Source organism: Novosphingobium piscinae, assembly GCF_014230355.1.
GTDB lineage: Bacteria > Pseudomonadota > Alphaproteobacteria > Sphingomonadales > Sphingomonadaceae > Novosphingobium > Novosphingobium piscinae.
In genome coordinates this window covers 96,738-112,934 of record NZ_JACLAX010000010.1, presented here as the reverse complement: position 1 = coordinate 112,934, position 16,197 = coordinate 96,738, and the positions used below count along the sequence as shown (strand labels likewise).

Genomic DNA, 16,197 nt, shown 5'->3' with positions numbered 1-16,197 from the left:
TCTCCCCCGCATCGGCGCTGTCTGCCGCCTTGCGCGGCCGCCAAACTGTATATAGACGACAGTTTATGACTGTCAAACGCGTGCCTGTGGGCGCGACCCCGCGATGAAGATGGCGCCGCCGGACGGCGCGGTCATGGCGCGCCGGGCCGAGATTGCCTCGGCCCTCGCCGCGCTGGTGCCCGATGGCGTCATCGCCGACGATGCCGGCGTCTCGCCCTATGGCAGCGATGGCCTCACCATGTACCGACAGAGCCCGTTGGCGGTCGTGCTGCCGCGCACGACGGCCGAGGTCTCGGCGGTGCTGGCCTGGTGCCACGCGCAAGGGGTCAAGGTGGTGGCGCGCGGAGCGGGCACATCGCTCTCGGGCGGGGCGCTGCCGCTGGCCGACGGCATCGTGCTGGGCATGGCCCGGTTCAACCGCATCCTCTCGATCGACTACGCCGACCGGGTGGCCGTGGTCCAGCCCGGCGTGACCAACCTCGCCGTGTCCCAGGCAGTCGCCGCCCGAGGCTTTTACTATGCACCCGACCCGTCAAGCCAGATTGCCTGCTCGATCGGCGGCAACGTGGCAGAGAACGCCGGGGGCGTGCACTGCCTCAAGTACGGCACAACCAGCCCCAACCTGTTGGGGGTCGAACTCGTGTTGATGGACGGCACCGTGCTGCGACTGGGCGGGGCGGGAATGGAGCAGCCGGGCTATGACCTGCTCGGACTGGTCTGCGGATCCGAGGGCCTGCTCGGCGTGGTGACCGAGGCCACGGTCCGCATCCTGCCCCGGCCGGCGACGCAGCGCGCGCTGCTGCTGGGCTTTCCCAGCGTGGCCGACGCGAGCGACTGTGTGGCCGCAATCATCGCCGCGGGCATTATCCCAGCCGGGCTGGAGATGATGGATGCGCCGGCAATCCGGGCTGCCGAGGCCTTTGTTCAAGCGGGCTATCCGACCGACGTGGCCGCGCTGATGATCGCCGAGGCCGATGGCTGTCCGGCCGAAGTCGACGACCAGATCGCCCGCATCACCGCGATCGCCCAGGCCCACAACTGCCAGCACCTGAAGGAAAGCAGCGACGAGGCCCAACGCCTGCTGTTCTGGGCCGGGCGCAAGGCGGCTTTTCCGGCGGTGGGACGCATCGCCGCGGACTATTACTGTGTCGACGGTACGATCCCGCGCCGCCAGTTGGGTGCGGTCCTGGCTGAGATCTCGGCGATCGCCGCCCGTCATGGCCTCGGCGTGGCGAACGTGTTCCATGCCGGCGACGGCAACCTGCATCCGCTGGTAATGTACGATGCGCGGATCCCGGGCCAGACCGAGGCCGCCGAGGCTGCCGGGTCCGAGATTCTCAAGGCCTGTGTCGATGCCGGTGGGGTACTGACCGGCGAGCACGGCGTGGGGGTCGAGAAGCGCGACTTGATGGAGCACCAGTTCGGTCCGGTCGACCTCGCCGTGCAGAGCCGGCTGAAATGCGCGTTCGACGAGCGCGGCCTGCTCAACCCGGGCAAGGTGTTCCCCACGTTGAGCCGCTGCGCCGAGCTCAACGCCATGCATGTCCATGGTGGGCAGCTTCCCTTCCCCGACCTGCCGCGGTTCTGATGGTCTACCGTCCCGCCTGCGTCGAGGACCTCGCAGAGACCCTGCGCACCGCCGGCGCCCGGGGCGAAACCCTCGCGGTGACCGGCAGCGGCAGCAAGCCGGGGCTCGGCCCCGGCGAGGCGGCGGCGAGGCTTGACCTGACCGCGCTGGGTGGCCGGGTGGAGCACGATCCGGGCGAGCTTCTGCTGACCGCACCGGCCGCCATCCCGCTGGCCGAGATCACTTCACTGCTCGCCGACGCCGGCCAGTGCCTCGCCTTCGAGCCGCTCTCCCCAGCCGCGATCTGGGGACAGGGTGAGGGCACGCTGGGCGGGACGGTCGCCTGCGCCCTGTCCGGTCCTCGTCGTCCCTTCGCGGGTGCCGCGCGGGACCATGTCCTCGGCCTGGCCGGAGTCACCGGGCGCGGCGAGATCTTCCGCGCCGGCGGCAAGGTGCTGAAAAACGTCACCGGCTTCGACCTGCCACGGCTGCTCACCGGTTCGCGCGGAACCCTCGCGGTGATCACCGAGCTGACGCTCAAGGTGCTGCCGCTCCCCCCGGCCGAGGCAACGCTGCGCCTGCCCGCCGCCACGGCGGCCGGCGCGGTGCGGCTGATAGCCGAGGCGCTGATGGTCGATGGCGGGTTGACCGGCGCGGCCTGGCGGGACGGCATGGTGCTGCTAAGGCTGGAATCGACTGCCCGGGCCCTGCCCGCACTGGTCGCCGCCGCACAGGCCAGGCTGCCCAGCGGCGAGTTGGTCGAGGGGGCCGCGAGCCGGGCGCTGTGGGCCGCCGCGGCCTGCCTGCCCGCGGCGACCGATGCCGGGGACAGTCTCTGGCGCTGTGCGCTCCCCGCCAGCCGCGCTCCCGCTCTGGCCGCGCTGCTCCCCGCTGGCGCCGGGCTGACGCTTGACTGGGGCGGCGCCCTGGCCTGGCTAAGTCTGCCGCCTGAGCTGGCCGAGTTCGATGTCCATGCCGCGCTGGCGACCGCCGCTGGGCGCGAGGGGCATGCCGAACGGCTGCGCGGACCCGCCGGAGACATCCCCCCCCGCGCGCCGCTCGAACCCGGGCCAGCAGCGCTTTCGGCCCGGCTCAAGGCCCTGTTCGATCCCGCCGGGATCCTGTCGCCGCGGGCCGCCCCTGGAGCCGGCGCATGAGCGAAAGACCGGCCGGCATCGATCTGGACGGCGCCGCGGCGCGGATCCGACAGTGCGTGCACTGCGGGTTCTGCACCGCCACCTGCCCGACCTACCTGGTCACTGGCGACGAGCTCGACAGCCCGCGGGGTCGGATCTGGTTGATCAAGGACATGCTGGCCGCGCCCGACCTGGCGCCGTCGCCCCGTGCGGTGCACCACATCGACCGCTGCCTGTCCTGCCTGTCGTGCACCACGACCTGCCCGTCAGGGGTGGACTACATGCATCTGGTTGATGCCGCCCGGGCGCATATCGAGACCCGTCATCGCCGGCCACTGGGGCAGCGGCTGCTCCGTGCCGCGCTACCGGCACTGCTCACCCGGCGGCGCCTGTTCCGCCTGCTGCTGCGCGCCGGACGCCTCGCGCGGCCGCTCAGCCGGCTCCTCCCCGCACCACTCGCCGCCATGATCGCGATGGTTCCCGCCACGCTCGCCGCGCCGGGTCTGGCGGAGCAGAGGCAGGCCCTTGCTCCGGCTGCCCCCCGGCGCGGGCGGGTGATCCTCCACCTTGGCTGCGTCCAGCCGGTCCTGCGACCGGCGATCGACGATGCCGCGCTGCGCCTGCTTGCCCGCCACGGGATCGAGGTGGTGATCACCCGGCAATCGGCCTGTTGCGGTGCGCTCGATCACCATCTGGGCCGCGAGCCCGCTGCCGTGGCCCATGCCCGCGCCAACATTGCGGCCTGGGAGGCGGCCGGGCCGGTCGATGCCATCGTGATCACCGCCTCGGGCTGCGGTACTGTGATCAAGGATTACCCGGCGCTGTTCGCTCAGGATCCGGATATGGCCGCCCGTGCTGCTGCGGTCTCCGGAAAGGCGGTCGATATTGCCGAGTATCTGGCCCGGCTGCCCGCCCTGCCATCATGCCTTGCGCCCGGTGTACCGGTGGCATGGCACAGCGCCTGCTCGTTGCAACATGGCCAGCAGGTCAAGACTGCGCCGCGCGCCCTGCTGGTCGCGGCCGGCTTCGACGTCAGGGATCCGGTTGAGGCCCACATCTGCTGCGGCTCTGCTGGCAGCTATGCGATTCTCCAGCCCGCGCTCTCGGCCACGCTTAAGGCCCGCAAGCAGGCAGCACTGATGGCGACCGGCGCGCGCATCGTGGCTAGCAGCAATATCGGCTGCATGGGCCAGATTGCCGCGGATCAACTGCATACAGTGCATCTGGTCGAGCTGCTGGATTGGGCCAGCGGCGGACCGATTCCTCCGGGGGTGGCCGCAGCCAACTGTTGAGTTTTGGCATCACCGACACACTTTCGGTGGTCCCGACCGCAAAGGAGACCTGCCCGAGACGAGAACCCGTTGACTGTATCTGTATACAGTGTACAAGAAGGTCAAGCCAATGGCCGTGACGGCTGTGGTGGCCTGCCAGTGTCGTGACGCCTCCGCCAAGCAGCGGCGGCGCACGTGAGTTGGTGCAGGGAGGATGCCTTGGCAGCGCGACTGCCCGCCCCCGGCAGCATCCGGCGGGCGATTGACATCGTCTCCTCACCGGCTCGGCGCATGCGGCGGGCAAGATCGCTCTGGGGGAGATAACATGAAGCGCATCGAGTTCATGAAGTCGGATCGCCTGCATCGCGCCACCTACCTGACCGGCGCGGCCGTGCTGGCGCTGACCCTTGCCGGCACCGCAGCGGCCCAGACGGCTGCCGCACCGGCCGATGCCAAGACCGGGGCGGCGACCGCGGGCGCCGGCACCGGGGAGGACGATTCCGAGATCGTGGTCACGGGCACCAGTATCCGCGGTGTCGCCCCGATCGGCTCGCCATTGGTTGGCGTCGATCAAGAGTTCGTCAAGGTCAATGCCCCGGCCAACATGTCCGAACTGCTCAGCCTGGTACCCCAGCTGGGCAACTTTGGCGTCAACCACGAGATCGCTACGACCGGGCGCTTCCGCACCGGCGGCTTCCTGCCCAACATCCATAACATCGGCATCTTCGCCACGCTTGCGCTGTTCAACGGCCACCGCATGGCCGCGGTCGGCGGCGAGGCGGTCCTGCCCGATCCGGGCATTGTCCCCGTCATGGGCATTGGCCGGGTCGAGATCGTCGCCGACGGCTCATCAGCGGTCTATGGATCGGACGCCGTCGCCGGTGTGGCGAACTTTATCTACCGCCGCGACATGGACAGCTTTGAGGCTCAAGGCACTTACGGGTTCTCACCCGAGCACAGCTACGAAAAGCGCAACCTCGGGCTCGGTTGGGGCAAGAAGTGGTCCACCGGCAACGTGATGATCGTTGGCGAGTACAGCTCCAACAAGTCTCCGTTCAACTCGGAGATTCCCTTCCTCCGCGCGGATCAGCGCTTCCGTGGCGGCCGCGACCAGCGCACCACGGTCTGCGACCTGCCAAACGTGACGATCGGCAGCACAGTCTATGCTTATCCGTCCTTCGCGGTAGGCACCGCCAACCGCAATCGCTGCGAGAATCAGCTCAACACCGAACTGGTCCCGGAATCGACCCGCTATTCGATGCTCGCGACCTTCCGGCAGGAGCTCAACGACACGATCACCGTGTGGGCCGAGGGCAACTACTCCAAGCTCGACACCTCGCGCGTGGCCAACCCGCGCGCACTCAACCTCACCGTGCCCCAGACCAATCCCTACCTGACCCTGCCCCCCGGCGTGACGCTCGCGCCGGGCCAGACGGTCGCCGTGGCGCGCAATGGCGAAGGCCTGTTCCCCAACCCGGTGAACGTGCAAAGCTCAGAGGTCATCGGCGTGACGCTGGGCGCAGACGTCAAGCTCGGCAGCGGCTGGCTGCTCAACGTGATGACCCACTATTCGAAGACCAACGACTTCAACTCCCAGCCGGAAATCGATCTGGTGGCGGCGCAGAACCTGGCCAACGGCACCACCCTGGCCACGGCGTTCAATCCCTTCGGGCAGGCCGCGCAGAACAACGCCAGCGTGCTGGCCCAGATCAACAACGGTTTCACCCAGATCAACGACAGCTCGCAGTACCTGCGTCAGCTGATGGTCAAGGCCGATGGTCCGGTGTTCGCGCTGGGCGGCGGCGACGTCCGTGTCGCGATCGGCAGCGAGTTCCGCGACGAGCAAGCCAACCAGCTGCAGATTGGCGGGGTTCCCGGCCCGCAGCAGCTGCTGGTCCGCAACGACAAGATCTCGCGCTTCGTCGCGGCGGCCTTCACCGAGATCAACTTCCCGTTCTTCACCTCAAGCAACGGCCGTCCCGGGCTTGAACGGCTCGAACTGTCGGTGTCCGGCCGCTACGATCACTACCAGAAGCTGGGCGGCACATTCAATCCGAAGGTCGGCCTGGTTTGGGCACCGGTCGAGGACCTGTCGCTGCGCGGCTCGTGGAGCACCAGCTTCGTCGCGCCGAACCTGGGCCTCATCACCTCGATCTTCGGCGTGCCGCAGATCGGGCTCAACATCGCCGGCTTCGGCAACAACGTGAACATCTACAACCAGGGCGGTGGCAATCCGGCCCTGACCCCTGAAGAGGCCGAGACCTACTCGCTCGGCGCCGATTTCAAGCCCAGCTTCATCCCGGGTCTGAAGTTCAGCGCCACCTACTACAACGTCAAGTACAAGAACCTGATCTACAAGCCGACCCAGGCGGACGCGTTCAACAACCCGTTCTTCGCCTTCGCGGTGGTGCGCAACCCCACTGCCGCCCAGGTGGCAGCAGCAATCGCCGCCGCGCCGCCACAGAGCCCGGTGCCGTCGCGGATCGACGCGATCTTCCAGTCCTTTGCGATCAACGTGGGCCAGCGGATCATCGACGGTCTCGACTTCGACCTGAACTACCGCGTGCCCACCAGCATCGGCAACTTCACCGTCAACGTGAACGCCAACCGGCAGCTGGGCTTCCGGCAGGAGTTGGCGCCGGGCACCGGTTTCCAGGACATCATCGGTCAGCAGAATGCCATCAAGTGGCGCGGCCGCGGCCAGCTGAGCTGGAACCGCAACAACCTCACCGTGTCCGGCTTCATGACCTATGTCGGCGGCTTCACCAACATCACCACCGGCACCCCGTTCCCGAATGTGAAGAGCTGGGAAACCTTCGACCTGACTGTCCAGTACGATCTGCCCAACGTACTCAAGGGCAGCCAGATCCAGCTGCGCGGCTCGAACATCTTCAACCGGTGGCCACCGTTCTACGACGGAACGCTGGGCTTCTTCCAGAATGCGCACTCCCCGTTCGGGCGCACGCTGGAGATCACCTTGCGCACCCGGTTCTGAGCTTCACCCTGAAGACCCTTGTGCCGGGCGCTCGCGCCCGGCCCTTTTTTCAGGGCCCTGCGAGAGGAGTCCCCGCATGCAGATGACCCGTCGCCGGTTCGGCCAGTCAGCGCTCGCCGCCACCCTCTTCGCCGGGTTCCCCAGCCTGGCCATCGCCGAGGCCGAAGGGGTCCTGCCCCGCAAGTCGCCGCTCGGCGTGGCCGCGACCGGACTCTCGGCGCACCTGCGCGGACTGGACGGGGTTGCCAAAGGCCTGCGCGAGGATCCCGTGGCCTTCCTCGACTATGTGCGCAGCCTCGGTGGCGGCGGGGTGCAGATCGGCGTGGGCCAGGCCGACATTTCACGCTTCCGCGCCCGGCTCGAGCAGCTCGGCATGTACTACGAGGGTCAGGCCAGCCTGCCCACCCGCAGCGACGGTGACTATGGGCCGTTCGAGGCCAGTGTCCGGGCCGCAGCCGAGCTTGGCGCGACCTGTGTGCGGGCGGTCTCGCGGCCGCCAGCGGACAGCACTGGCCGGCGCTACGAGTCCTTTACCAGTCTGGCCGACTGGTCGCGCTGGCTGGCAGAAGCCAACACCATTATCGAACGCTGCGTGCCGATCGCCGAGAAGTACCGCGTGGCGATCGCGCTGGAGAACCACAAAGACCGGACAGTCGCGGAGCACGTCGCGCTGCTCAAGCGGATCGACAGCGCCTATCTCGGCAGCCTGATCGACCCGGGCAACAACATGAGCTTCATGGAACGCCCCGAGGAAACCGTGACCGCGCTCGCGCCTTGGGTGAAGGCCTGTTCGCTCAAGGACATGGGAGTGGCCCCTTACGCCGAGGGTTTCCTCCTGTCGGAGGTGCTGTTCGATACCGGGATGACCGACCAGGCGCGGCTTTTCGCGATCATGCGCAAGGCCAATCCCCGAATTTTCCCGACCACCGAGCTGATCACCCGCGATCCGCTGAAGGTGCCGGTCCTGACCGACCGCTATCATGCGGCCTTCGCCGACCGCCGGCCACGCGTCGACCGATGGATGGCAATGGTGCGGCGCCGGCAGACCGCACTGCCGATCGTGAGCACGCTCTCGCCCGCGGAGCAGTTCCGGCTTGAGGAGGAGAACAACCGCCGGGTGTTTGCCTGGGGTCTGGCCAAGCTGGCCTAGCCACAGGGTCGCACCGCGGGGCGCGCCGGACCGCCGGCCTGGCGCGCCCCGCGTCGCCGCCTAGCGGGTCGGGGTGAGCTGCGGGTACTTGATCCCCAGCTGCTCAAGGTAGCTCGGGTACTTGGCAGGGTCGTAGTAGTACTTCTTCAGCTCGGGCCGGATTCGCTCCATCAGCTCCTTGTTGAGGTGGATCGCCGGCTTGTCCTCGGGGGTCAGGACCGGATCGTACTTCTGGTCCTTGAGCTGCACGGTCTGAAAATAGGTCTTGGCATCGGTGACCAGCTTGGGCGTGGTGAGCACGTCGAGCACGGTCATCGCCACGGCCTTGGCGCCGGCCACCGCCCCCTTGTGGGCGATCGGCGTGGTCATGGCGATCGCCGAGGTGACGTTGTGGCCGATCATGCTGGGGATGTTGGACGGGAAGCGGATCGTGATCGTCGGCACGGTCCACATGATGTCGCCGATGTCATCCGATCCACCGCCGGTCGACGGACCGCGCGTGTCCGGGTTGGATAGCGGTTCGACCTCGGTCTTGAGCGGAGCGACCTTGAACTTCAGCGCCTCCTGGACCGCCTTGGTGAAAGCCTGGTCGTCGGGCGTCCACTTGGGCATGCCGACCAGCTTGATGTTCTCGTAGGCGGCCTCGGCCAGCGGCTTGTTGCCGAAGTTCGGCGCGGCATAGCCGAGCACCCGCTTGGTCATGGTTGTCCCGGTCGCCTTCGCCGCGGCCTCGGCGATCTCGGTGCCGGTCTGGTAGAGCTTGCGGATCGAATCGAAGGTCTGTTCACGGAAGTAGTACCAAACCGTGGCCTCGCCCGGGACGATGTTGGGCTGCCCGCCGCCATTGGTGATCACATAGTGCGAGCGCTGTGTCAGGGGCAGGTGCTCGCGCCGCATGTTCCAGGCGATGTCCATCAGCTCGACGCCGTCAAGCGCGCTGCGCCCGGACCACGGCGAGCCCGCGGCATGGCTGGTGATTCCCTTGAAGGTGTATTCGACCGAGACCATCCCGTTGTTGCCGGAATCGCCGTAGCTGGTGCCGAAGCTGGAGGCGACGTGGGTGAAGATCGAGACGTCGACGTCCTTGAACAGGCCGGCGCGAACATAGAACGCCTTGGTCGCCAAGAGCTCTTCGGCCACGCCGGGCCACAGCATCAGCTTGCCCTTGAGCTTGTGCTTGATCATCACCTCCTTGGTCGCCAGCGCGGCGGCGATGATCAGCGGCATGCCCGAGTTGTGGCCCTCGCCGTGACCCGGGGCACCGGCCACCAGGGGCTTGATCTGCGGCACCCCCGGAACCTGCGACAGTCCCAGCAGACCGTCGACGTCCGAACCGAGCGCCACGACCGGTCCGTCGCCGTTGCTCCAGGTGGCGGTCCAGGCGGTGGGAATGCCCGCCACGCCGCGGTTGATGGTGAAGCCGTTCTTCTCGAGGATGCCCGTCAGGTATTCCGCGGTCTGGTACTCCTGGAACCCCGGCTCCTGGAAGCTGAACACCGAATCGACCATCTCCTGAACCAGCTTGGCCTGGCCATCGATCAGTGCCGCCGCTTCGGTCTTGAGCGCGGGCGGGGCCTTGGCTGCCACGCTCAGCGGGGTGCCGGCGAGCAGCAGGGCCATGGTCGAAAGTACCGCTGTCTTCATCATCATCGTCTCACTCCCATCGGGAACTGTTGAAGCTCTCCCGCGCCCGGGGCGCCGCGCCGCGCCACCCCGGGCCGGCGGTTTACATCTTGATGCGCACGCCCATCCGGAACACGCGACCGAGCACGTCGTAGAGCGCGCGGTTGGTCTGCGGATAGGCCGGGGTGTTGTTGCCGGTCGGGCCGTTGCCGACCAGCACCGGATCCTTGTTGGTCAGGTTGCGGATCGACAGGAAAGCCTGGGCCTTGGCGCCCGCCACCTCGAAATTGTAGCTGGCGTTGATGTCGTAATAGAACGCGCCGGCAATCGAATTGAGGTTCACGGTGCGGCGGTCAGCGGTCGAGAGCGGACAGTCGGCGGTGCAGACGATGTAGTTGTTGTTGTAGACGCCGCCCGACACGCCGCGGGCCACGCCCTGGATGCTGAAGCCGCTGTCGAAGTCGTAGCCGGCGGTGAAGCGGTAGGTCCACTTGGGCAGGCCGCCGGTATTCTGGCCGGCGGCATCGGTCTGCAGCGTCACGCCGTTGTCGGTCACCAGCTCGATCGCATGGCTGGCAAGGCCGCGCAGGGTCAGGTTGCCCGGACCGATCTGGCGGCGGTAGCTCGCCTCGATATCGATCCCGCTGGTCTCAAGACTGACGAAGTTGGTCGGCTTGATCTCGATGCTGGTCACCGCGAGGCCGGGTGTGGTGACCCCACGACCGCCGGTGGTCGAGATGAAGGTACAGGCCGTGGCGATCTGCTGGAGATAGCACTGGTCAACCAGCGTCTGCGCGGTCAGCGAGTCGATCGAGCCCGACAGGTCGATCTTGTAGTAGTCCACCGACATCGCGAAACCGGGCAGGAAGGCCGGTGTGGCGACCACGCCGACGCCGTAGGTGCGCGCCACCTCCGGCTTCAGGCCGGGATTGCCCACCGTCGATTCGTTGAACTGGTTGGCGGCGACCGAACCGTTGGGCTGGGGCACGTTGACCGTGTTGGTGCGGCCCGTGCCCGGGGCGAACAGCTCGGACAGGTTGGGCGCGCGGATATCCCGCGAGACCGTGCCGCGCAGCTTGATGTCGGGGATGACCTGCCAGGTCAGACCGGCCTTCCATGTCGTCACCGTGCCCGAGGTCGAATAGTCCGTCAGGCGCGCCGCCCCGTTGAAGTCGAGCCCGGAGGCCAGCGGCACGATGGTTTCGACGTAGCCTTCCTTGACGGTGTAGGCACCGATGGTCGGCAGGTAGTTGCCGTAGATCCAGGTGCCGGTGGTCACCCCGTTGGCGACCAGCGGGCGGAACAGCTGATCGACCTGCCCGTTCACCGATTCCTTGCGGTATTCGCCGCCGAAGGCGAGCGAGACCTGGCCGGCCCAGGTGCTGAACAGATTGTTGGTCGAAACGTTGAGCGCGACCACCTCCTGCTTGAGCTGCTGGGTGCGCAGCGGCTGCTGGCCGTTGTACAGCACATAGTCGATCGCCGCCTGCGAGGCGCCGTTGGTGCCGATCCGGTTAAGCGGGACACAGGAGCGGTCGTCGTTGGTGGTGTTGGCGTCGACGTTGATCCGGCAGACCACCGTGCCCGCAGCATAGCCCCCGACGTTGCCCGCCAGCGCGGCCACCGCATCGGTGGCTGCAGCCATGCGCGCAATGTTCCAGGTGTTGGTCAACAGCTCGCGCGTCTTGGTCTCGCCGAGCTGGTAGTAGCCATCCCACTTCCAGTCCTTGCCCAGCGCGCCGAATTCGCCGTTGGCTCCGACGACGTAGCGATAGACCTCGCGCGTATTGTCGCTGCCCTGCGGCGGCAGGAAAATGTTGCTGGTCCCGATCTGGATCGAGTTCAGGTTGTTGGCGACCATCGCCGCCCGCACCGAGTCCGGCAGGAAGGCGTTGTCGCGCTGGATCGTCACACCCACGGTCGGGGTTTGCTGATAGAAGCTCTGGCCGTTGTACTTGCTGTAGGCGAACTGGCCGAAGACGTTGAACGCAGGCGAGAACTCGAAACTCAGGCGTCCGAAGGCCGAGGTCCGCTTTTCGGCAGGGAGCAGGGTGGCGCTGCTGCGATGACCAGCCGTGGTTATCGCGAGGTCGCCACCGACCATCCACTGGCCGCTGGTCGGGCCGAACACCAGCTGGTTGACCGTGGCCCTGCCCGTGGCCGGGTTGATCGAACCGAAGTAGGTCCCGCTGAGCGGCCCGGTGCTGATCAGGCCGCCGGGGGTGAACTGGCCAGTGCCGATTCCCGATGCGATCAGAAACTCGTTGACGCAGGGCGTCGAGGCCAGCGTATCGCGGCAACCGGCGGCGCTGTAGGCCGGGTTGTTGGCGAGGAAGAAGCCGCTGTCGTTCCAGTCGCGGTCGATGCTCTGGATGCCGGTCTGGGTGAAGTGCTCGACCGAGGCGATGGCGTGGCCGCGCCCGTCGGCGAATTTCGTGCCGACCGTGCCGGACAGCTTGTGGTTCGGACCATCCCCATAAGTGGTCACGCCATACTCGTACTCGGCGTTGAACCCGGTGAACTCCTTGTTGAGGATGAAGTTGACCACGCCCGACACCGCATCGGAACCATAGGCCGACGAAGCGCCGCCGGTCACAACCTCTACCCGCTGGATCAGCGCCTGCGGGAAGGTGTTGACATCGACCGTGCCCGTCGTGGTCGAGGCAACCGAGCGCTGCCCGTCAAACAGGACAAGGGTGCGCACCGCACCGAGCGCACGCAGGTTGACGCTGTTGATCCCGGCGGCGCCGTTGGAGAGCGAACCGTTGGTGCTCGCGGCCGTGGTCGATCCGCGCACCGCGGGGAGCGTGTTGACGAAATCCGAGATGTTGGCGGGCGCTTCGGCCTTGAGCTCCTTCGTGCTGACCACGCTCACGGGGGTCGGCGCATCGTACCCGTCGCGGACGATGCGCGACCCGGTGACGGTGATCTGCTCGACCGGATTGCCGACCGTGTCCTGCTCAGCAGGAGCCTGCGGAGCGACGTCCGCCGCCTGGGCCCACGCCGAGGATGGCAGAGCGAGACATGCCAGCGACACGCTGCCGAGCAGCGCTGTCGACGAGGCCACCCCACGGAAACTCTTCGCACCCACCCGATGCTGCATTGTAACCCCCCTATTTCAAGTTGAAATCGCGACCTTTCGTCTCTCCTCATAGAAATACTGCGTTCAGTACTTTCATAAGTTTGAATCTTTGATCATATTCTGCCCATTGTCGAAAAATCTGGGCGGTCCGATGGCATTGGGAAATGCGCAGATTAGGACCCTTGACAAGATCGCAATCGGAAGGTCCTGATTGATTCTTGAATCGGTCCCGCGCATTACCACGGACAATTTGATTTTTAATAAAATCACCTTTCAAATGAGCTGAGAAATTTGTCTTTCAAATCTTCTTGGCCTCCTGTTGATCGATTTTGAAACAGTCGGGCAGCTTGTGATGGAACTGGACGAGGTGGATTTCCGGCTGCTCGAGCTCCTGTCGACCGACGGGCGCTGCACCGACGTGGCCATGGGCGAGCAGCTCGGCCTGTCGAGCCCGGCGGTGGCGCGCCGAAGGCGCATCCTCGAAGAAAACGGGATCATCGCCGGCTACCGCGCCCAGCTATCGCTCGAACAACTGGGCTTTTCGGGAGTCGTGATCGTGATGATCGAGCTGCGCTCGCAGGCTGAGCAGGTGCTCAACGAATTCGAGGAGGAAGTCGTGAAGTGCCCCTCGATGTCCTATTGCGGCTTCATCTCGGGCGACACCGATTTCATCCTGATTGTCCATGTCAGTTCGCTCGACGAATACGACACGATCTACCGCCGGGAACTGTCGAACCTGCCGCACGTCGCGAAGATCCGGAGCAGCTTCATTCTGCGCGAAGTGGCCCGCCGTTCGACCATTCCCATCGTTTTTGACCGCGCCCGGACCGGGCGCGGCCACCCCCCGCGTTGATCATCGTGGAGCCAAAGCCCATGCCCCTGTCCCGTCGCATCTACCCCCTCGCCTCGGCTTCGGCCCTCGCCCTGATCGCGCTGTCGGGGCCGCTTGCGCGGGCTCAGGCCCCCACCCCGATGGCAACGCCGACCAGCCCGACAGCGATGCGGATGGAGGGTTTCGTGCCACTCGTGTGGGATGCGGCCAAGGGCCGCATGCTGATCGAGGTGCCCGCCTTCGATACCGACATCCTCTACTATGTCTCGGCCGCAAGCGGCGGCGGCTCGGTCGAGTTGCCGCTCGATCGCGGCATCCTCGACAGCGCGGTGATCCGCTTCCAGCGCGCCGGGTCGCGCGTGCTGGTGGTCGAAATCAACACGGGCTACCGCACCACGGCCGGCACAGCCCAGACGGCGACCGGCGTGGCCGATTCCTTTCCCACCTCGGTCCTTGCGAGCCTGCCGATCGAATCGACCGCGGGAGGCAAGATAGTGGTTGATGCCACCGGGCTGTTCCTGCGCGACGCCGCCGGGATCGAGGCCGTTCTGCGGCGAGCCAACCAAGGCGGCTGGCGGTTCGATCCGGCGCGCAGCGCGTTCCACCTGCCGGCCACCAGGGCCTTCCCGGACAACTCCGAGGTGGAGACGATCGCCACTTTCGCCGGGGATGCCCCGGGGGCACTGGTGCGCAGCGTCACGCCCGATCCGCGCAGCCTGACCCTGCGCATCCACCACAGCTTCCTCAAGGCGCCAAGCGGCTATGTCCCGCGTCTCGGCGATCCGCGGATCGGGGTGAGCGAGCTGACCTTCCGCGATTATGCCAAGGAGGTGAGCGAGCCCACGGAAACCAAGTGGATCACCCGCTGGCGGCTCGAGAAGAAAAACCCCTCGGCCGCACTGAGCGAGCCGGTCAAGCCGATCACCTTCTACTTTGATCCGGCCATCCCGGCCCCCATCCGCACCGCGATGAAGCAGGGCACGCTGTGGTGGAACAAGGCGTTCGAACAGGCCGGCTTCATCAACGCGGTCCGCGCCGAGGATGCCCCCGCCGACATGGACCCGATGGACATCCGCTACGCCTATGTCCTGTGGATCAACCGGGACGAGCGCGGCTTTTCCAGCGGCGGCACCTACCGCGACCCCCGCACCGGTGAGATCCTCGGCTCGAAGACGCGGATGGACACGCACCGCATCCGCACCATCGCCAACTACTGGGATGCCTATACCGCAGCGCTCCCCGCCGATGGCAGCGGAGTGACCGTGGCCGATCCGGCACTGGTCACCCCCGGCGCCTTCGCCGGGATGCCAGCCGGGCAGCGCGACATGGTGCTGGTGCGTCAGGCGCTGCTCACGGCGCATGAACTCGGCCATGCCCTCGGCTTCCAGCACAACTTCGCCTCGAGCCTCGACGATCGTCAGTCGGTGATGGAGTATCCCTCGCCGCGGGTGAAGGTGGCCGGGGACCATGTTGACCTGTCCGAGGCGTTCCAGAAGCAGATCGGCGCCTACGACAAGATGATGGTCCGCTACGCCTATTCGGTCTTCGCCCCCGGGGCCGAGAAGGCTGGGCTGGCCAAGGTGATAGCCGACATGCGCGCCGCCGGTCTCCACTATGTGCCCGACACCGATCCGCGCTGGACCTGGTACGACGATCGCGCCACTCCCACCGCCTATCTGCGCGAAACCTACGCGGCGCGGAGCATCCTGCTGAAGACCTACGGCCAGGCAGCGCTGACCCCCGGCGAACCGGTCGGCGCCCTGCGCGACGCGCGGCTGTGGATGGTCTACCTGCACCACCGCTATGCGATCGAGAGCGCGGCAAAGTACGTGGGTGGGCTCTACCAGAACTTCGTGGTCAAGGGCGATACTGTCCCCCCCACCGAATTCGTCCCGGCCGCCCTGCAACGGGAGGTGTTGGGGCTGCTGCTCGATGCGGTGCAGCCGGCGGCGCTGGCCATGCCGGAGAGCCTGTTGGCACAGCTGGTTGCCGCCCCCGGATCGAACAAGGAGGATCTGTCGGGCGATCCTGCCTTCGATCAGCTGCAGGCCGCCCGGATCGCCACGGCCCTGGTGCTCGAGCCGCTGACCGAGGCCGCGCGGGCCAATCGCATGCTCGCGCTGGCCGCCCGCCAGAAGGACACGCTGACGTTCCCCGAGATGGTCGATGCGATCGTGGCCCGGACACTGGGCGCCCCGCGCGAGGGAACCGAGGGTGGCCGGGCCGTGCAGACCGCCGTCCAATCGCTCACGCTTGATGCCTTGATGATCCTCGGCGCCCATCCGGAGGCAGCCCCTGCAGCTCGCGGCTATGTGCTCGAAACGCTGCAGCGCCAGGGTGCGCTTCTGGCCGGGCGCCGCGATCCGGACCGGCTGGTCGGTGCCTGGGCCGCCCGCAGTGCCGCCGCGATCGCCCGCTACCTTGAGGATCCGGCTGCCCACGCACCCAAGAAGCTGGCGCCCGACTGGGGCGAGGGACCGCGCTCGCGGTTCCCCCAGCCCCCCGGCCCGCCGCTCGGCTAGCCCGGGGCGCAGAGGTTTC

9 protein-coding genes are annotated in these 16,197 nt (G+C 67.0%); 7 read left to right on the top strand and 2 right to left on the bottom strand.

The window, feature by feature from the left end; genetic code table 11:
* Window positions 1-103 precede the first annotated feature (103 nt).
* From H7F53_RS11435 to H7F53_RS11415, 5 genes are all read left to right on the top strand, one after another.
* The gene (locus H7F53_RS11435; RefSeq protein WP_185679618.1) at window positions 104-1,588 is read left to right on the top strand and encodes an FAD-linked oxidase C-terminal domain-containing protein; all 1,485 of its coding nucleotides are present in this window, start codon (window positions 104-106) and stop codon (window positions 1,586-1,588) included.
* Window positions 1,588-2,724 (top strand): FAD-binding protein, encoded by a 1,137-nt coding sequence (locus H7F53_RS11430; protein WP_185679617.1) that lies wholly within the window; start codon window positions 1,588-1,590, stop codon window positions 2,722-2,724. Before H7F53_RS11435 ends, H7F53_RS11430 begins: the two co-directional genes overlap by 1 nt.
* Window positions 2,721-3,995, top strand: coding sequence for a glycolate oxidase subunit GlcF (glcF, locus tag H7F53_RS11425; protein WP_185679616.1), 1,275 nt, complete (start codon window positions 2,721-2,723; stop codon window positions 3,993-3,995). The genes H7F53_RS11430 and glcF overlap by 4 nt, the downstream gene beginning before the upstream one ends.
* A gap of 304 nt (window positions 3,996-4,299) precedes the next feature.
* Window positions 4,300-6,969, top strand: coding sequence for a TonB-dependent receptor domain-containing protein (locus tag H7F53_RS11420; RefSeq protein WP_185679615.1), 2,670 nt, complete (start codon window positions 4,300-4,302; stop codon window positions 6,967-6,969).
* 76 nt (window positions 6,970-7,045) lie between these two features.
* Window positions 7,046-8,119, top strand: coding sequence for a sugar phosphate isomerase/epimerase family protein (locus H7F53_RS11415; RefSeq protein WP_185679614.1), 1,074 nt, complete (start codon window positions 7,046-7,048; stop codon window positions 8,117-8,119).
* 60 nt (window positions 8,120-8,179) lie between these two features.
* Here the strand turns inward: H7F53_RS11415 and H7F53_RS11410 are convergent, their stop codons facing one another.
* Complete coding sequence (locus H7F53_RS11410) at window positions 8,180-9,769, bottom strand: amidohydrolase (protein ID WP_379542846.1); 1,590 nt, start codon at window positions 9,767-9,769, stop codon at window positions 8,180-8,182.
* Between the two features lie 76 nt (window positions 9,770-9,845).
* Complete coding sequence (locus H7F53_RS11405; RefSeq protein WP_343062037.1) at window positions 9,846-12,833, bottom strand: TonB-dependent receptor plug domain-containing protein; 2,988 nt, start codon at window positions 12,831-12,833, stop codon at window positions 9,846-9,848.
* A 343-nt stretch (window positions 12,834-13,176) separates the two neighbouring features.
* Between H7F53_RS11405 and H7F53_RS11400 the strand changes: the two genes are divergently transcribed.
* Entirely contained in the window at window positions 13,177-13,677 is a 501-nt protein-coding gene (locus tag H7F53_RS11400) for an Lrp/AsnC family transcriptional regulator (RefSeq protein WP_185679612.1), read from the top strand.
* A 20-nt stretch (window positions 13,678-13,697) separates the two neighbouring features.
* Window positions 13,698-16,178 carry a zinc-dependent metalloprotease gene (locus H7F53_RS11395; RefSeq protein ID WP_185679611.1) on the top strand — a complete coding sequence of 827 codons (2,481 nt, stop codon included), beginning with the start codon at window positions 13,698-13,700 and terminating at the stop codon, window positions 16,176-16,178.
* Window positions 16,179-16,197 lie beyond the last annotated feature (19 nt).